The organism is Luteimonas marina, from assembly GCF_007859325.1.
In the GTDB taxonomy this organism is placed as follows: domain Bacteria; phylum Pseudomonadota; class Gammaproteobacteria; order Xanthomonadales; family Xanthomonadaceae; genus Luteimonas; species Luteimonas marina.
In genome coordinates, this window is the sequence record NZ_VOHK01000001.1 from 654304 (window position 1) to 670683 (window position 16380).

Sequence of the window (16380 nt, forward strand, 5' to 3'; positions counted from 1 at the left end):
GACTAATGCGCGCGTTGATTGAATGATGAGCTGCGCCAATGTGTCAATTATGCATCCCGTGCCTAATTATGCATACCCGGATTGGGTTGCATAACGACGCGCCCGCAGAGAGTGGGTCCCTGGCACCGGCAGTTGTAGTTCGCACTCGTGACGGCGAGGTTGAGTTGGGGAGCGGTATCGTTAGGCTCCAGCAGCCCCCGCATCCCTGCAGGGGCTCGCATGGCTGGATTGCATGCACGCCGGGGAACGTGGACGACTAGGGGACGTGGACGATCCGAGTCCGGCTAGCGCGCACCATGCGTTGCTGGTGGCCTAAGCCTGCGCTCCAGCCCAGGTGGGCGCAGTCAGAGCATCGCCTGTATCGATGTCGGAAAAGTCTGACGCCATGGTTGCGCCTGGCGCGCTAACCTCAACCCCGAACGATGGAGGCCCTCATGTGCTATTCCGCCCAAGTGCACGCCGAGTTCAAGAAGTTCGTCCGGGCCACCGGCGGCCACGGAATGGATATCGACGCCTACGTGAAGGTGTTCTGGTGGGGCGAAGGCAAGGATCCCCGTAAGCGGCCGAAGGTGCCGCGCGGCGTCGAGCGGGACATCCTCCAGCACGGGCCGCCCGAGGTGGCAGACCTGATCCGCGGCTGGGACAACTGGGAGATCGACCAGCTCACCCAGGAGATCTTCGCCCAGCGACGGCGGGTGGCGGACGCTGAACGGGCCCTGCAAACCAGGGCCACCAAGAAGGCGGCCGAGGACGTTCGGATCGGCACCAACAAGGTCGCCGCTGCGCAGCGCCGATTGGATTCACTTAAGGGCAAGGAGAGCGACCAGGACTGGCGCATCTACCCGGGCGTCTTTGCACCGGTGATGGTCGCCGAGGGCGGCCAGCGGACCGTCAAGCTTATGCGATACCTGTGCCGACCGGCCGGCAAGCCCGCCGTTTACGACCGTAAGTACCCGGGCACCTACAACGCCCGGCGCGATAATCTAGAGGGCTTCTGGCAGGGCCAGTTCGGCCATCACCACGGGCTGCTGGTGGCCGATGTGTTCTTCGAGAACGTCGAGGGGCCCGATGGGAAGAACCGGGTATTGGCATTCACCCCACGGGATCGCGAGCCGATGCTGATTGCCTGCCTCTGGTCACACTGGACCGATCCGTCTGGCAGAGAGCCGGAGTTGCTGTCCTTCGCCGCCATCACCGACGACCCGGAGCCCGAGGTCGCCGCGGCTGGTCACGACCGGACGGTCATCAACATCAAGCCGGAGCACATCGACGCCTGGCTCGCCCCCGAGCAGGGGAACCTCGGTGCCTTGCACGCCATCTTCGACGACAAGCGCCACCCCTATTACGAACACCGGGAGGCCGCGTGACCCAGCCTGAGGTGTTCGAGATGGTCCAGCGGGTGCGGCGCTTGACCGAATGGTGCCGCGGCTACCGGGCGGATCCGGCAAACGCTGGAAAGACCTACGGCCAGTTCTGGACAGAGCACGACGCCTACGACCCCGAGCTGTTGCGGATTCTCGAGGGATACCGAGGGCAGACCATCCCCGAACCGCTGAAGGCGGCCTGCATCCAGCTGTGGATTGCGCTCGATGCCGGCGAGTGGGACAGCGTTAGCCGCGGCTCCCGGCTACTGGTGAGCGAGATCTTCGGCCTAGGACCCAGCGCTCGTTCGCCGGAACGCGCCTGGCTCGATCGGCACCTCGACGAACTGGCGCGGCGCATACGGCACATGGTGGAGACCATCCAGCCGGAATACGTCATGGAAGAGTTCGCCGGATACGCCGACGGCATCCGCGACGCCGCGCCGACCGAACACTTGCCGCACGTCGACGCTCGACTCGACTGCATCCTCCACAAAGCGGGTCTTGTGCCCGGAGACCCAGAGGAACCCTGTGATGACGCCTGATCAGCTCGAGGAACGACTCCAGAGGCTGTCGCGCGAGGTCAGCGAGTGGTCGAGCGCCCGCGCAGGCCGCACACCGGCCGAGTTCGCCACCTGGTTCTGGCGCCGCGCCGAGGACATCAAGGCCGAGGCGGGCGCTGGGCTGGCCGAGCAGACGCACGTGCGGATCCTCGACCTGTGCGACTCCGCCGTCGACGCCGGCCTGTTCGGACAAGACGGGAACGAGAACGAGCCATTCCCCGGGTAGCTTGCCCCTATTGCTGCAGGCCGGCGGCTCTGCTGCACAGCCAGTCCCGCGGCTACCCTTACCCGGCCAACTGGGGGCCAGCGTGGAAATGCGCTACTTGTGACGCCTGCATCCGTTGCTACGCGGGCTCCGAGCGGCCGCTTGGGAGCCTGGCCAACGCGGAGACCCGCGAATGGCGCAGGCGCGCGCATGCTGCGCTGGATGCGTTTTGGCGCGACGGCGGCATGTCCCGCTCCGCCGCGTACCGATGGATGGCGAAAGCGATGGGGCTGACCAAAGCCGAGGCCCACATCGGCCGGATGGATCCGGAAGCCTGCCGGCAACTGATTGAGCTAATTGGTCGTCGCGAACGGTGACGCTTACCGACGATGACGGGCGCGTCGGCGGTGCGTTGTTTCTACAGTGCCGAGAGCCGGAGTGCGCATCGTGCACCCGCCGTAAAGCATCATCGGCTCACTACCTTCCGCCTTGATCTGCTCCTCCCACTTGCAAGCCCAGGTTTCCACATAACGCCGGCCGGTCGCGTAGGTGGCGAAGAAGGCGTAACGCTGTCCTCGCCTATCCGGGCGCGTGTTCACCCGGCAGCGGCCGTCCTCGAGCGCCGTCAGAGTGGCGATCTTCCGGGATTCAAAGTACAGAGCATGGCCGCCCAGCTCGGGCCGCCATTGGAATTCGATCGGGCACATGTGGGCAGGGTACGGCCCGGTGTCTCGCCAGCGGAGACCGTTACGCGCGAGTCCCGCAGTTGTTGGCGTCAGCTGCGCTCTTTCCAGGGCGCACGCACGTCGGGAGGGCTCCAGGAGTGTGGTCGCATCGTGGGTCGTGAGCTGCTGGCCAGTCGACTGTGATCCGTGCGGGCCTCAGCGTCCGTGACGCAGTGCCGAGATCGGCGACAGCCGCCGCCCGGGGCAAGTACAAGCGCTCGTTCTACCGGTTCTAAGCCCCGCTACGCCCGAACGCAAGCCAGATGCACAACAGCGAAATCCCGATCGCCAGCAATGCGTGGAAGCCGGCCGAGACAATCATGCTCGGCGTGAGTTTGTCGATTGTGCGGTCAACAATGCGGCGGACTCCGGCAGCAAGCGATGGTATGAAGAGTGCGAGGCCGATCGCAATAGCAAGCCGGAGTGCGCGGAAGAACAGCCAAGGTGCAGCGCCGCCAACCGACTCACCGACAGCCTCCAACCTTGTCTGCCGCCAGAGATCTTCGACCCTGCTGCCTAGCCGGAACTGAAGGTCCTTCGCGGCAGCTACTGCCAACTCATTGCCCCACAGAACTCACCCGAGTTCCTCGTTCGTTCGACTTACTCGCAAACGGGCCCAATTGCCGTAGACGACAAAAGTACTTTCGGAGCATCGCTTGACCCCTTAGGTGCGCATGTCGCTCATGGTACGGCCGACGTTCGCTGCGCTTTGCGCGAAGCGCACGGCTTTCGCGTGCCAAGTGCAGAGCGCTCGAAGCGGGTGGGCAGGGCGAGGAATTCGCCAAACGCTTCCCAAAACGAGTTTGGGCCGCCTCTAGCAGCCCTCAGTCGTTGATTCCGGTCACTACCGTGAAAGGGTAGTTTCCGAGGAATCGATCGGGTCAGGCCGGCCATCCACTCTTTGGCGAGAGCGGACCTCGGAAGACCAGAGATTAGGCAGCGTTATCGTGGCTAGCAGCCGACAAGTTCGCCTGCGCTGCGTGTTTTTGCGTCCGGCGGCCTCCAGATACCGTTCGAGGCTCATGAGCGGCACCCCGGTTCCGGACATGAAACCTGGGCGCTGCCCGGCCGGCGCAGTGCCCCCAGGATGGTGCACGTTCCGCGCTCGCCGCCGGCGCAGTCGGCAATGACCCGTTCCAGTTCCGACGCCATACGCTGCAACTCTGCGATGCGCCCCTGGATATCGGCCAGATGGGTGCGGGCCATGGCGTCGACGTCGCGGCACGACATGGTGGGGTCGTCGTCCAGGCGCAGCAGGCTGCGGATCTCCTCCAGGCTGAAGCCCAGCTCGCGCCCTCGGCTGATGAAGCGCAGCCGGTCGACATCGGCGGGGGTGTAGGAGCGATAGCCGCTGTGCGTGCGCTTGGGCGGCGACACCAGGCCCGAGCGCTCGTAGTAGCGGATGGTCTCCAGGTGGCAGCCACTGGCGGCGGCCGCTTCGCTGATCTTCACGTGCTTGACTCCGTAGCTACTACAGACTTTATCCTTCGCCGCATTCCGCCGCCACCCTGGCCGGGTGGCATCTGTTCGACGAGGACCCCGATGAGCGATTGCGGCTGCCACCATGAGGCAAAGAACGCACAGGAGCGGCGCGTACTGCGCATCGCCCTGGTGCTCAACGCCGCCATGGCGGTGATCGGCGGCCTTGCCGGCTGGATCGCCCAGTCGACCGGCCTGCTGGCCGACGCCCTGGACATGCTGTCCGACGCCACCGCCTACGCGATCGGCCTGGTGGCCATTGGGCGCACCGCCCGCTTCAAGGCGAGCGCGGCCTGGCTCAGTGGCAGCGTGCTGCTCGTGCTCGGTATCGGCGTGCTGGTGGAGGTGGGCCGGCGCGTCGTCTATGGCGCCGAGCCGCTCAGCGGCTGGATGATCGGCACCGCGCTGCTGTCGCTTGCGGTCAACGTCACCGTCCTGCGCCTGCTTGCCCCGCTGAAGGCGGGCGAGGTCCACCTGCGTGCCACTTGGCTGTTCACCCGCGCCGACGTGGTGGCCAACATCGGCGTCATCCTGGCCGGTGTATTGGTACTTTGGCTCGCCACCCCGTACCCGGATTACGTCATCGGCACCCTGATCGGCCTGTACGTGATCAAGGAAGCCATCGAGATCCTCGGCGATGCCCGCCGTGCCCGCGCCGAATCGAAATCGCCCTCTGCATGACCTCGCGCCGTCCCCCGCTGTCCCTCTGTCGCTGGCTGATGCTGGCGGCATTGGCGTTGAGCGTGGTCCTGCAGCCGGTGCTGGGCTCGGTGAGCGAATTGCACGAGCTGTCGCACGGCGCCGCGAGCGTGCACGACATCAGCGAAACCGGAGCGCCCGATGAAGAGGGCAATGCCGCCGGCACGCTGCACGTCATGCACCACTTGGCTCACTGCTGCGGGCATGTGGTGCCTACACCCGCTGCACCGCTGGTGCTGCCCCGGATCAGTCACAGCGAACCCACGAACCTGACGGACTCGCGCCTTGTGCCTAGCGGGCGATGGCTCGCCCCCTTCCGACCTCCGATCTCGGCCTGACGCCCCACCGGCGCTGATGCCGGCTTCTGGCCCTTTCCGATTGGAGTGTTTCCATGTCTGTGCGACTTGCGGCGTTCGCCGCACTGGTCGCCGTGTCCGCCATTGCATGGCCGGCGAACGCGGCTGATCGACTCTCCCTGGACGACGCATTTGCGCGCGTCGCCGAATCCCATCCCGATCTGCGCCTGCTCGGGGCGCGACACAACGTGCTCGCCGCCGAACTGGGCCGCGCAACCCTGCGCCCCCCACTGGTCGCCGGCGCCAGCGTCGAGAACGCTTTCGGCACCGGCGAGGCGAGTGGCCTGAGCGGCGCGGAGCTGACCCTGACCCTGGCGTCGGTGCTGGAGCGTGGCGGCAAGCTCGATGCGCGTCGCACGCTGGCGCAAAGTCGCATCGATGCCCTGGCGGTCGAGCGCGAGGCCCGGCGCCTCGACCTGCTGGCGGAAGTCGCGCGTCGCTACTTGGCGATGGTCGCCGCGCAACGCCAGCGCGAGATCGCCGAGCTCGACATTGCCCAGCGGCAACGTACCGTCGCCGGAGCACGGCAACGGCTGCAGGCCGGCGCTTCGCCCGAGTCGGTCGTGCTGACCGCGCAGGCGGCCCTGGCCCGAGCGGAGTTGGATCGTGCCCGTGCCGAGCAACGCCATGCGGCGGCGCGGCAGCACCTGGCCGCCCTGTGGGGCGAGCGATCACCCACATTCGACGCGGTGGCTGGCGACCCGACGGTCCTGCCCGAGGTGCCTGCGTTTGCCACCCTGGCGAGCTTGCTGGAACAGACGCCCGAGCTTGCGCAGTTCGTCGGTGAGCGCCGTATCCGTGAGGCGCGCCTGCAACTCGCGCGTGCCGATGCCAAGGCGGATCTGGATTGGGAAGTCGGCATCCGCAGGTTGCAGTCAACAGACGACTTGGCCCTCGTGGGCATTGTGTCGATGCCGCTGGGCGCGAGTCGCCGCGCGCAGCCGGAGATCCGCGTGGCCGAGGCCGAACTCACCGCGCTGGAGATCGAACGCGAGTCCAAGGGGCTGTCGCTGTATTCGACACTGGCCGAAGCGCACGGGCGCTACCTCACGGCGCAGGTGGAGCTGGATCGGCTGCGCACCGACGTGATGCCCAAGCTCGCCAGGGCCGAAGCGGCGGCCGAGCGCGCCTACCGCGCCGGGGCCATCAGCTACCTGGAATGGGCGCAGTTGCAGTCCGAACGCACCGCCGCGCGCAAACAACAACTCGACGCCGCGTTTGAAGCCCAGCGCGCCCTTATCGAAATCCAACGCCTGACCGGAGCGCCTTTCGTGGCGGCACCGACACGGGCGACGCAAGGAGACACCCCATGAAGTGGATGCACCGGATCAGCGCGCTGACGCTGGCTGTCCTGTTGGGCGCTTGTGGCGGCGCCAAGCCCGCGGGTGAGCCCGGCCATGAAGACGAATCGCAGGCCGAAGCGGGCGGCCACGAAGAGGAAGGTCACGAAGAGGCGATGGATCGCACCACCATCGCCGCGAAGGTGGCGCAGGACGCCGGCATTCGCGTTGCACCGGCTGCCGCCGGGGTGATCGCCGACGAGCACGAAGTCCAGGGATTGCTCACGCCCGTCGAAGGCCGCGTCGCCAAGGTCATGGCGCGCTTTCCCGGCCCGATCCGTACGCTGCGCGCCAACGTGGGCGACCGCGTGCGGGCCGGGCAGCCGCTGGCCACGATCGAGAGCAACCTGAGCCTCACCACCTACACCGTGCCTGCGCCGATTTCCGGCGTGGTCCTCGCGCGCAACGCGTCGATCGGCACGGTCGCCGGCGAGGGCGCGGCGCTGTACGAGATCGCGGACCTGTCGGAGCTGTGGGTGGACCTGCACATCTTCGGCGCGGACGCACAGCACATCACCGCCGGCGTACCGGTGTTGGTTACCCGCATGAGCGATGGCGTCACCGCCGAAACCACGCTCGAACGCGTGCTGCCGGGAACCGCCACCGCGAGCCAGAGCACCGTGGCGCGTGCCACGATCCGCAACCTCGACGGCCTGTGGCGGCCGGGTTCCGCGGTAAAGGCGCGGGTGACGGTCGATCACCAGCCCGTTAACCTCGTGGTCCCGCTCGGCGCGCTGCAGACCGCCGGCGAGGACGATGTGGTGTACGTGCGCCGGGGCGACACCTACGTCACGCGCCCGGTGCGGGGCGGGCGCCGCGACGCACAGCGCGTCGAGATCGTGTCCGGCCTGAAGGCCGGCGAGCAGGTCGTGGTCGAGCAGAGCTTCCTCGTCAAGGCGGACATCGAGAAATCGACCGCCGAGCACGAGCACTGAGGTCGCCGCCATGCTCGAAAAAATCATCCGATTCGCCATCGCGCATCGGTGGCTGATGTTGCTGCTCACGCTCGCCCTGGTCGGGCTGGGCGTGTGGAGCTTCACGAAGCTGCCGATCGATGCCACGCCGGACATCACCAATGTCCAGGTGCAGATCAATACCGAGACGCCGGGCTACTCGCCGCTGGAGGCCGAGCAGCGCGTCACTTTCCCCATCGAGACGGCGCTGGCCGGCCTGCCGCGCCTGGACTACACCCGATCGCTGTCCCGCTATGGCCTGTCGCAGGTGACCGTCATCTTCGAGGACGGCACCGACATCTACTTCGCCCGCCAACAGGTATCCGAACGCCTGCAGCAGGTGAAGTCGCAGCTGCCGGAAGGATTGGACCCGGACATGGGGCCCATCGCCACCGGCATGGGCGAGATCTTCATGTACACCGTCGACGCCGATCCGACGGCGCGCAAGCGGGACGGCACACCGTATACGGCCACCGACCTGCGCACCCTGCAGGATTGGGTGGTGCGTCCGCAGATGCGCAATACGCCGGGCGTTACCGAGGTCAACACCATCGGTGGCTTCGAACGGCAGATCCACATCACGCCGGATCCGGCCAAACTGGTGGCGCTGGGCTTCACCCTGCATGACGTGGTCACGGCGATCGCGGCCAACAACCAGAACGTCGGCGCCGGCTACATCGAGCGCAACGGCCAGCAGTTCCTCGTTCGCGTACCGGGCCAGGTTGCCGATCTCGATGCCATCCGTGAGATCGTGCTGGACCGGCGCGAAGGCGTGCCGATCCGGGTACGCGACGTGGCGCTCGTGGGCGAAGGACCGGAACTGCGTACGGGTGCCGCGACACAGAACGGCCGCGAGGTGGTCATCGGCACCGTTGTGATGCTGGTGGGCGCCAACAGCCGGGAGGTATCGCAGGCCTCCGCGGCGAAGCTCGAAACGGCAAACGCGAGCCTGCCTGAGGGCGTCACGGCCCGTCCAGTCTACGACCGCACCGCACTGGTCGACCGCACGATCCACACCGTCGCCAAGAACCTCATCGAGGGCGCGATCCTCGTCGTCGTCGTGCTGTTCCTGCTGCTGGGGAACGTCCGCGCTTCATTGGTCACGGCGGCGGTGATTCCGCTGGCGATGCTGTTCACCGTTATCGGCATGGTGCGCGGCGGCGTGTCGGGCAACCTGATGAGCCTGGGCGCGCTCGATTTCGGACTCATCGTCGACGGCGCCGTGATCATCATCGAGAACTGCCTGCGCCGCTTCGGCGAGGCGCAGCACGCCCTCGGCCGCACCATGACGCGGGAGGAACGCTTCGACCTGACCGCGGTCGCGACGGCCGAAGTCATCCGTCCCAGCCTGTTCGGCGTCGGCATCATCACCGCCGTGTACCTGCCCATCTTTGCGCTGAGCGGCATCGAAGGAAAGATGTTCCACCCGATGGCGATCACCGTGGTGCTTGCGCTGACCGGTGCGATGCTGCTCTCGCTCACCTTCGTGCCGGCGGCCGTCGCCACCTTCCTGGGCGGCCGCGTCGAGGAGAAGGAAAACCGTCTGATGGCATGGACCAAACGCCGCTATGCACCGATGCTGGCCTGGTCGTTGAAGCGTCGGGGCTGGGTGCTAACTGGCGCTGCCGCCTTGGTAGTGCTGTGCAGCTTGCTTGCTACCCGTCTGGGCACCGAGTTCATTCCGAACCTGGACGAAGGCGACATCACGGTGCAGGCGCTGCGCATTCCCGGCACCAGCCTGACCCAGTCGGTAGCCATGCAGGAAACACTGGAGAAGACGCTGGCAGGCTTCCCGGAAGTGGAACGCGTGTTCGCCAAGATCGGCACTGCCGAAGTGGCCAGCGACCCCATGCCGCCGTCGATTTCAGACACCTTCGTGATGCTCAAGCCGCGTGAGGACTGGCCCGACCCACGCAAGCCGAAGGACGAGTTGCTGGAGGAGATGGAAGCGGCGATCACCAGGCTGCCCGGCAACAACTACGAGCTGACCCAGCCCATCCAGATGCGCACCAACGAGCTGATTTCCGGCGTGCGTGCGGACGTGGCGGTCAAGATCTATGGCGACGACCTCGACCAGCTGGTCCGCACGGCGGCGCAGGTGCAGCGAGTGATGGCGGCCGTGCCCGGTGCGGCCGACGTCAAGACCGAACAAGTCGCCGGCTTGCCGCTGCTGACCGTGGTGCCGGATCGCCAGGCGCTCGTGCGTTACGGGCTCAACCCAGGCGACGTGCAGGACACGGTGGCCACGGCCGTAGGCGGCGAGGTGGCCGGCCAGTTGTTCGACGGCGATCGGCGCTTCGATCTGGTCGTACGCCTGCCCGAAGGTGTGCGCCAGGACCCGGCCGCACTCGCCGATCTGCCGATCCCGCTGGGCAGCAACGGCGAGGCCGACGAATCGAGCCGGCCGGCAAGCTGGGTGGGCGGTGCGCCACGCACGGTGCCGTTGCGGGAAGTGGCGCGCATCGAGTCCACGCTTGGCCCCAACCAGATCAACCGCGAGAACGGCAAGCGCCGCGTGGTCGTCACGGCCAATGTGCGCGACCGCGACCTCGGCGGCTTCGTCAACGAACTGCAATCGGCGATCGAAGCGAAGGTCCGGGTACCCACTGGCTACTGGATCGAATACGGCGGCACGTTCGAGCAACTGATCTCCGCGAGCCGGCGCCTGGCGATCGTGGTCCCGGTGACGCTGGTGATCATCTTCGGCCTGTTGTTCATGGCCTTCGGTTCGGCGAAGGATGCGGCCATCGTGTTCAGTGGCGTGCCGCTGGCGTTGACCGGCGGCGTAATCGCACTGGCATTGCGCGGCATTCCGCTGTCGATCTCCGCTGGCGTCGGCTTCATCGCGTTGTCGGGCGTTGCCGTGCTGAACGGCCTGGTGATGATCGCGTTCATCCGAAAGCTCCGTGAGCAAGGCGATTTTCTCGACAATGCGATCGTGGATGGGGCGCTGGGTCGCTTGCGCCCGGTGCTGATGACGGCGCTGGTGGCCTCGCTCGGTTTCCTGCCGATGGCGCTCAACGTAGGCGCAGGTTCGGAAGTGCAGCGCCCGCTGGCGACGGTCGTGATCGGCGGCATCGTGTCCTCGACATTGCTGACGCTGCTCGTGCTGCCGGCGTTGTATCGCTGGCTGCATCGGCAGGCGGAGGGTTCACCGCGGGCTGCGAACGCTTGATCGAAACTTCATGCAGGCTGCGGCCACTTAGGAGCACAAGACATGGGTGCAGGACACGATCACGGGCTGGGCGAAGTCCAGCATGAGAAACCGTTGTGGTGGGCCTTCGGACTCACCGCCGCCTTCCTGGTCGCCGAGGTGGTGGGTGGCCTCGTCACCAACAGCTTGGCGCTGCTGTCCGACGCGGCTCACATGGCCACCGAGGGTTCACCGCCGTTTTTACGGACACTTACGAGAAGGCCGATCGAGGCCATGAGGAGTGTTCATGTCGAAGCGAAGGAAGTTCAGTGCAGAGTGCAAGCGTGGCGCGCTTGAGCAGGCGAGCCAGCCTGGCGTCAGCTGCGCTCAGGTGGCACGGGAGCTGGGGATCCGGGACACGCTGCTGACCCGCTGGAAGCGAGAGGCCCAGAGCCAAGGCAAGGTGGCCTTCGGCGGCACCGGCACGCCCCGGGATGAGGAACTCGCCCGCCTGAAGCGCGAGCTGGCCCGGGTGAAGAAGGAGCGGGATTTTTTAAGAGAAGCGGCGACGTTCTTTGCCAAGGGATCGTCCTGAGGTATCAGGCGATCGAACGTTGCCGCGATGAGTTCCCGGTTCGGCTGATGTGCCGCTGCCTGCGGGTCTCGGCCAGTGGTTACTACGACTGGAGCAAGCGCCTGCCAAGCACCCGCCAGCTCGACAACGAGCGCTTGCTCGACCGCATCCGTGAGCTGCATGAAGACAGCCGGGGCACGCTGGGCGCCGGTCGGATGCAGGAAGATCTGGCCGATGCCGGCGAACCCGTCAGCCTGAACCGGGTGGCGCGCCTGATGGCTGAAGATGGCCTGCAGGGCTGGCCGCGGCCGAAGCGGCGTGGGCAGCGTGGCCGGCCCGCGCTGACGCCGCCGGGCGTGCGCAACCTGCTCGAACGGGACTTCACTGCGCTGGAGCCGGAGACCAAGTGGGTCACCGACATCACCGAACTCAAGACCGGCAGGGCAAGCTGTGCCTGTGCATCGTGCTGGACCTGTTCGACCAGCGCGTGGTGGGCTGGTCGATGCACCATCGGCAGGATCGGCAGATGGTGATCCGGGCCGTGCAGATGGCGGTCTGGCAGCGTCAGGGCAGCGACCCGGTGATCCTGCATTCCGATCGCGGCAGCCAGTTCCGGAGCGGCGACTACCAGCGTTACCTGGCGGCCAACGAACTGGTGTGCTCGATGAGCGCGGTGGGCCATTGCGGTGACAACGCGGCGTGCGAAGGCTTCTTCGGCCTGCTCAAGCGCGAGCGGGTCCACCGCATGACGTATCCGACACCCGATGCCGCCAGGGCTGATGTGTTCGAATACATCGAGCGGTTCCACAACCCGAGGATGCGGCGCAGGGTGGCCAGGAAAGACCGGAAGCTGTCAGCTCTTTTACAACCGTCCGTGATTTCGGGGTAGAACCCCGCGGTACGGATGGTGCTGGAGCATCAGGGCGAGCACGGATCGCAGTGGGCGGCGATTGTCTCGATCGCAGGCAAGGTAGGGTGCACGCCCGAGTCGCTGCGTCGCTGGGTCCGTCAGGCCGAGCGTGACCGCGGCTTGCGCAGCGGGCCGACTACCGACGAGCAGGCGCGGATAAAGGCGTTGGAGCGGGAAGTACGCGAGCTGCGCCAGGCCAACGAGATCCTGCGCAAGGCGTCAGCGTATTTTGCCCAGGCGGAGCTCGACCGCCGGTTCAAGCCATGAGAGGGTCGGCAGGGATTCGTGTAAAAACGGGCCGAAAGTGAGCTAACTGCCTGTCGCAGCTGGCTTTCTTGGCCGCTCCAGAAAATCGAGGGTTGGGCAGCACTCTCCCGCCGGCACTTGGGCGCACCGCGCTATCTTCTGTTCGAGATCCCTCTCCAGCTGTCGCAGCTCGCGGATTCGTAGACGGACATCGACGAGCTTTCGCTCGGTCAGCTGACGGGTCTGCTCGCAAGAACGTTCGCCTGTGATCTCTAGCAGGCCAGCGATCTCGTCGAGGCTGAATCCCATCATCTGAGCGCGCCGGATGAACTGAAGCCGATTGACATCGTTTTCGTCGTAACGACGCACGCCTCCTATGGGTCGCTCGGGTTGACGCAGCAGCCTACGTCGCTGGTAGTAGCGCACGGTTTCGACGTGCACATCGGCCGCCGCCGCCAGCCGGCTGATCGTAAACGTGTTCGGACGCACGGCTTGACTCCGTACCTAGGTACAGAGGCTAGTATACTCTGATGCAAACAACCCCGGCCAAATCGTCTGTTCCAGCCATCGTTGGCGCGAGCATCGCCGCCATTGGCGCATCGGTCTGCTGCGTCGTGCCGCTGGTGCTGGTCCTGCTGGGCATCAGTGGCGCCTGGATCGGCACCCTGACAGCTCTCGATCCCTTGAGGCCCTGGTTCAGCGCCGCCGCCGTACTGTCCTTGGCCGTGGCGTTTTGGATGCTGTATCGACCGGCGGCACGGTGCGGTGTGGATGGCAGTTGCATCGCCCCGGACGCTCTGCGACGCAGGCGACGTTGGCTCTGGTTGGCGACAGCCCTCATCGTCCTGTTGCTGCTGTTTCCCTATTACATCGTCTGGATTCTGTAGGAGGCGCGATGCACAAGTGGATACTGGCCCTGGTGGCTGCTCTGTCGGTCGGTGCCGCTCTTGCGACGCCCGCAACCGTAGTGATGCTCGATGCTGAGAACATGACCTGTCCCGCCTGCGGCATCACCATCAGGAAGGCGCTGGAGAAGGTGCCGGGCGTGGCCGATGTGAAGGTGGACACCCGGGCTGAAACAGTCACGGTGACGTTCGAATCGAGCCAGACCGATGCAGCCGGAATCGCGCGTGCAGTCACGGAAGCAGGCTTCCCGGCCAAGGTGCGGACTCGCGGTGAGTGACGTCAAGCTGGAAGGCGTCTTGACCTGCCCGGAGTGCGGCCATCGGGCGACCGAGACAATGCCCATCACAGCGTGTCAATTCTTCTATGAGTGCACGGGCTGTGGAGCGGTTTTGCGTCCGCATCAAGGCGACTGCTGTGTGTTCTGCTCGTTCGGAACAGTGCCATGTCCACCGATCCAACAGAACAATCCCTGTTGTGGTTGAACCGCGGACTCCGATAATAGTTGGACAGACAGGCTGCGAGATCGACTGTGCCACCCTGGAAAGCGCGCCGCTCAACCAGCGGTGTGCATGCGAAGTGGTCGACATCCTCCGTCTGCACGAGTCGATCCGGGGTGCCTTTCCGGAGTTCACGACTGATCCCGCCGTACACGCGCACTTATTTTCACCCTATGTCTTGTTCGTTGATCGGCCCGCGTTGGAGGCCATGGGACGAGTCGCGGCGGCGGTCTTCGACGTCGCAGGAAACCCGGGATATAGCCAACGGGTCCTGCAATGGGCCCCTGACATTGCAACCCATGATCCGGGTTCTGCGGGGGGCGTCCTGGGTCTGGACTTTCACCTGACGGTCGATGGGCCGCGGCTGATCGAGGTCAACACCAATCCAGGCGGTCTGCTCCTCAATGCCGTGCTGCTCGATGCCGTGAGATCTTGCGCGCCGGCTGCGTGGACCACCTGGACCACGGCGACGGAGGCCCATAGCGCGGCTGTAGCCGCCTGGCTTGACGATGCCCGGCAGCAGTCGGGCCGCGCGCCGTCCCGTGTGGCCATCGTGGACAGCGCCCCGCGGGAGCAGTTCCTCTACCCCGAGTTCGAGCTGTACGCCGACGCATTCCGGGAGCACGGCGTGGACTGCGTGATACGCGCGCCCGAGGATCTGAGGTTCGGCCCGGAGGGGCTTGCAGATGCCGACGGCCCGATCGACATGGTCTACAACCGGTTGACCGATTTCGCGCTTGAGGAAGCTTCGCATGCGGACCTTCGTCAGGCTTATCTCGCAGGGGACGTCGCACTCACCCCGCATCCGCGTGCGCACGCGCTGTTCGCCGACAAGCGCAACCTGGCGGTGCTTGGAGACGCGGCTTTGCTCGGCGGGTTTGGGGTCGATGCGGGTTTGACAGCCCTGCTGGCCGAGGTGATCCCGACAACGGTTGAAGTCGTCCCCGGAAACCGGGATGCGCTGTGGGCAGCGCGCAACGGCTACTTCTTCAAGCCTGCAGCAGGGTTCGGCAGCCGTGGCAGCTATCGGGGCGACAAGCTCACCCGGCGAACGTGGGAGTCGATGGCGTCGGCGACCTACATCGCACAGGCCTTCGCGCCACCGAGCATGCGGATCGTGCATGGGGGCCAGTCCCTCAAGGCGGACGTGCGCTGCTTCGCGTCCGAGGCGGGTGTGCTGTTGTTCGCGGCCCGGCTTTATCAGGGCCAGACTACGAACATGCGCACCCCAGGTGGTGGATTCGCAGCGGTGCTCACGACGCCACTGATCGGCGAGTAATCCTGGCTGGGGCCGCCCTGGCGGTATGCCCTGGACTACAGCCAGGCCAATGCTGATTCGGCCAGCTCGCGTTCCTCATCGATCGCGACGTTCCAGATGGCCGGCCCGCTCGCGGCATCGATCCGCGTGGCCCCAGCATCGTTGTCGTCAGGTGCCAGCGCCAGGCCAAGCCAGCCCAAGCGCGCGATGATCCGCGCCCGCAGACCCGGCGCGCGGTGGCCGATGCCGCCGGAAAAGACGACATGGTCGAGTCCGCCGATTCCCGTGGCCATGGCCGCGATGGACTGCGCGATCCGGACTGCGAAGAGGTCCACGGCAAGCTGGGCCTGCGGGCCAGGATCGGCAAGCAGCACGCGCATATCGCCGTGCCCGGCGATGCCGGCAAGACCTGCAGTGCGGGACAAACCATCTTCAATCGCTTGCGCGTCCAGCCGTTCGTGCCTGAGCAGGTACAGCAACGCACCGGGATCGAGATCCCCAGAGCGGGTAGGGCTCGGGATTCCCCCCAGCGGAGTGAGCGCCATGGTGGTGTCGCGGCTCCGACCGTCCTCGACGGCGCAGACGCTGCAACCCCCCCCCAGATGCGCGAAGACGGCGCGGCTCCGCTGGATTCCGGCGTCCTGGCTGGCCACGACTCGCAGTGCAGAGGCGAAGGCGAGTTCGTGGAAACCGTAGCGGCGGACGCCCAGCGCATCCCATGCTTCGGGGATGGGCAGGCGCTGGCTCCAGGGTGCGAGTGTCACGTGGAAGTCCGTGTCGAAGGCCACGCCCTGGCGGGCTTGCGGCCAACGCAGGCGCGCGGCACGCGCGAACGCGAGGGCGACCGGCTGGTGCAAGGGTGCGAATGGCACCAAGGCATCCAGTTTCGCAAGTACATCTTCGTCGAGCTCGCTGGCGTTGCGCAGGTCGCCGCCATGTACGATTCGGTGGACCACCACGTCGGGGCCGGGCGCCGGTATCGACAATATTTCGAGCAGGGTGGCAAGTCGCTCTTGCGCATCCGCGCCGACGGCAATCTCGGCCCGGGAGCGCTCCACGACGCGTGGCTGCGCGCCTGGCCCCTCAGCGTGCAACAGATAGCACGCGCCCTTGAGGGTGGACGAGCCAACGTTGAGTGCAAGAAGCCGGCGCGTGGTCACAGGTGTCCCCGAATC

17 protein-coding genes and 3 pseudogenes are annotated in these 16380 nt (G+C 66.2%); 16 read left to right on the forward strand and 4 right to left on the reverse strand.

From position 1 onward, the window contains the following. The first annotated feature begins 434 nt into the window (after window positions 1-434). Genes FQY83_RS03065 through FQY83_RS03075 form a run of 4 tightly spaced genes read left to right on the forward strand, consistent with a single transcriptional unit; the run spans window position 435 to window position 2506 of the window. Window positions 435-1367, forward strand: coding sequence for an SOS response-associated peptidase family protein (locus FQY83_RS03065; RefSeq protein ID WP_146384924.1), 933 nt, complete (start codon window positions 435-437; stop codon window positions 1365-1367). Further along, window positions 1364-1906: a hypothetical protein gene (locus FQY83_RS03070; protein ID WP_146384926.1), complete on the forward strand. Its 543-nt coding sequence runs from the start codon at window positions 1364-1366 to the stop codon at window positions 1904-1906. Before FQY83_RS03065 ends, FQY83_RS03070 begins: the two co-directional genes overlap by 4 nt. Further along, window positions 1896-2150, forward strand: a complete 255-nt coding sequence (locus FQY83_RS17535) for a hypothetical protein (protein ID WP_158636417.1) — start codon at window positions 1896-1898, stop codon at window positions 2148-2150. The genes FQY83_RS03070 and FQY83_RS17535 overlap by 11 nt, the downstream gene beginning before the upstream one ends. Next, window positions 2081-2506, forward strand: coding sequence for a zinc-finger-containing protein (locus FQY83_RS03075; RefSeq protein ID WP_158636418.1), 426 nt, complete (start codon window positions 2081-2083; stop codon window positions 2504-2506). Before FQY83_RS17535 ends, FQY83_RS03075 begins: the two co-directional genes overlap by 70 nt. A 3-nt stretch (window positions 2507-2509) precedes the next feature. Here FQY83_RS03075 and FQY83_RS17540 read toward each other — a convergent pair whose 3' ends face one another. Both FQY83_RS17540 and FQY83_RS03080 read right to left on the reverse strand, forming a co-directional pair. Beyond that, entirely contained in the window at window positions 2510-2836 is a 327-nt protein-coding gene (locus FQY83_RS17540; protein ID WP_158636419.1) for a hypothetical protein, read from the reverse strand. Between the two features lie 1038 nt (window positions 2837-3874). Then, a complete protein-coding gene (locus FQY83_RS03080) occupies window positions 3875-4306 on the reverse strand; it encodes a MerR family transcriptional regulator (RefSeq protein WP_024867893.1) in 432 nt (143 codons plus the stop codon). A 90-nt stretch (window positions 4307-4396) separates the two neighbouring features. Here FQY83_RS03080 and FQY83_RS03085 point away from each other — a divergent pair, with 90 nt between their 5' ends. From FQY83_RS03085 to FQY83_RS03120, 8 genes and pseudogenes are all read left to right on the forward strand, one after another. Next, complete coding sequence (locus FQY83_RS03085; protein ID WP_146384930.1) at window positions 4397-5014, forward strand: cation efflux transmembrane domain-containing protein; 618 nt, start codon at window positions 4397-4399, stop codon at window positions 5012-5014. Beyond that, window positions 5011-5370, forward strand: coding sequence for a DUF2946 family protein (locus FQY83_RS03090; RefSeq protein WP_028917135.1), 360 nt, complete (start codon window positions 5011-5013; stop codon window positions 5368-5370). The genes FQY83_RS03085 and FQY83_RS03090 overlap by 4 nt, the downstream gene beginning before the upstream one ends. A gap of 53 nt (window positions 5371-5423) precedes the next feature. Continuing rightward, window positions 5424-6701 carry a TolC family protein gene (locus tag FQY83_RS03095; protein ID WP_146384932.1) on the forward strand — a complete coding sequence of 426 codons (1278 nt, stop codon included), beginning with the start codon at window positions 5424-5426 and terminating at the stop codon, window positions 6699-6701. Continuing rightward, on the forward strand, window positions 6698-7663 hold the full coding sequence (locus FQY83_RS03100; RefSeq protein ID WP_081770103.1) for an efflux RND transporter periplasmic adaptor subunit: 966 nt from the start codon (window positions 6698-6700) through the stop codon (window positions 7661-7663). Before FQY83_RS03095 ends, FQY83_RS03100 begins: the two co-directional genes overlap by 4 nt. A gap of 10 nt (window positions 7664-7673) precedes the next feature. Further along, entirely contained in the window at window positions 7674-10856 is a 3183-nt protein-coding gene (locus FQY83_RS03105) for an efflux RND transporter permease subunit (protein ID WP_141482367.1), read from the forward strand. A 42-nt stretch (window positions 10857-10898) separates the two neighbouring features. Beyond that, a pseudogene (locus tag FQY83_RS17730) lies at window positions 10899-11117 on the forward strand (cation efflux transmembrane domain-containing protein); the annotation flags it as partial. Between the two features lie 4 nt (window positions 11118-11121). Further along, a pseudogene (locus tag FQY83_RS03115) lies at window positions 11122-12277 on the forward strand (IS3 family transposase). A 15-nt stretch (window positions 12278-12292) separates the two neighbouring features. Beyond that, window positions 12293-12567 (forward strand): annotated as a pseudogene (locus FQY83_RS03120) (transposase); the annotation flags it as partial. A 40-nt stretch (window positions 12568-12607) separates the two neighbouring features. Here FQY83_RS03120 and FQY83_RS03125 read toward each other — a convergent pair. Beyond that, complete coding sequence (locus FQY83_RS03125) at window positions 12608-13033, reverse strand: MerR family transcriptional regulator (RefSeq protein ID WP_043766636.1); 426 nt, start codon at window positions 13031-13033, stop codon at window positions 12608-12610. A gap of 41 nt (window positions 13034-13074) precedes the next feature. Here FQY83_RS03125 and FQY83_RS03130 point away from each other — a divergent pair, with 41 nt between their 5' ends. The 4 genes from FQY83_RS03130 to FQY83_RS17545 all read left to right on the forward strand — a co-directional run bounded on the left by FQY83_RS03130 (window position 13075) and on the right by FQY83_RS17545 (window position 15226). Then, on the forward strand, window positions 13075-13431 hold the full coding sequence (locus FQY83_RS03130) for a mercuric transporter MerT family protein (RefSeq protein ID WP_017355168.1): 357 nt from the start codon (window positions 13075-13077) through the stop codon (window positions 13429-13431). A gap of 8 nt (window positions 13432-13439) precedes the next feature. Then, window positions 13440-13727, forward strand: a complete 288-nt coding sequence (locus FQY83_RS03135) for a heavy-metal-associated domain-containing protein (protein ID WP_028917132.1) — start codon at window positions 13440-13442, stop codon at window positions 13725-13727. Continuing rightward, window positions 13657-13932, forward strand: a complete 276-nt coding sequence (locus tag FQY83_RS17735) for a GDCCVxC domain-containing (seleno)protein (RefSeq protein WP_484496919.1) — start codon at window positions 13657-13659, stop codon at window positions 13930-13932. Before FQY83_RS03135 ends, FQY83_RS17735 begins: the two co-directional genes overlap by 71 nt. Window positions 13933-14026: 94 nt before the next feature. After that, window positions 14027-15226, forward strand: coding sequence for a hypothetical protein (locus FQY83_RS17545; RefSeq protein WP_158636420.1), 1200 nt, complete (start codon window positions 14027-14029; stop codon window positions 15224-15226). 35 nt (window positions 15227-15261) lie between these two features. Here FQY83_RS17545 and FQY83_RS03150 read toward each other — a convergent pair whose 3' ends face one another. Then, complete coding sequence (locus tag FQY83_RS03150; RefSeq protein WP_158636421.1) at window positions 15262-16365, reverse strand: hypothetical protein; 1104 nt, start codon at window positions 16363-16365, stop codon at window positions 15262-15264. Window positions 16366-16380 lie beyond the last annotated feature (15 nt).

Excerpts from the sequence above, each read along its gene's own strand:
- FQY83_RS03095 (WP_146384932.1), top strand. The coding sequence starts at position 5,424 with ATGTCTGTGCGACTTGCGGCGTTCGCCGCACTGGTCGCCGTGTCCGCC.
- FQY83_RS03085 (WP_146384930.1), top strand. The coding sequence starts at position 4,397 with ATGAGCGATTGCGGCTGCCACCATGAGGCAAAGAACGCACAGGAGCGG.
- FQY83_RS17735 (WP_484496919.1), top strand. The coding sequence starts at position 13,657 with ATGCAGCCGGAATCGCGCGTGCAGTCACGGAAGCAGGCTTCCCGGCCA.
- FQY83_RS03100 (WP_081770103.1), top strand. The coding sequence starts at position 6,698 with ATGAAGTGGATGCACCGGATCAGCGCGCTGACGCTGGCTGTCCTGTTG.
- FQY83_RS03105 (WP_141482367.1), top strand. The coding sequence starts at position 7,674 with ATGCTCGAAAAAATCATCCGATTCGCCATCGCGCATCGGTGGCTGATG.
- FQY83_RS17540 (WP_158636419.1), bottom strand. The coding sequence starts at position 2,836 with ATGTGCCCGATCGAATTCCAATGGCGGCCCGAGCTGGGCGGCCATGCT.
- FQY83_RS03090 (WP_028917135.1), top strand. The coding sequence starts at position 5,011 with ATGACCTCGCGCCGTCCCCCGCTGTCCCTCTGTCGCTGGCTGATGCTG.
- FQY83_RS03130 (WP_017355168.1), top strand. The coding sequence starts at position 13,075 with ATGCAAACAACCCCGGCCAAATCGTCTGTTCCAGCCATCGTTGGCGCG.
- FQY83_RS03135 (WP_028917132.1), top strand. The coding sequence starts at position 13,440 with ATGCACAAGTGGATACTGGCCCTGGTGGCTGCTCTGTCGGTCGGTGCC.
- FQY83_RS03065 (WP_146384924.1), top strand. The coding sequence starts at position 435 with ATGTGCTATTCCGCCCAAGTGCACGCCGAGTTCAAGAAGTTCGTCCGG.
- FQY83_RS17535 (WP_158636417.1), top strand. The coding sequence starts at position 1,896 with ATGACGCCTGATCAGCTCGAGGAACGACTCCAGAGGCTGTCGCGCGAG.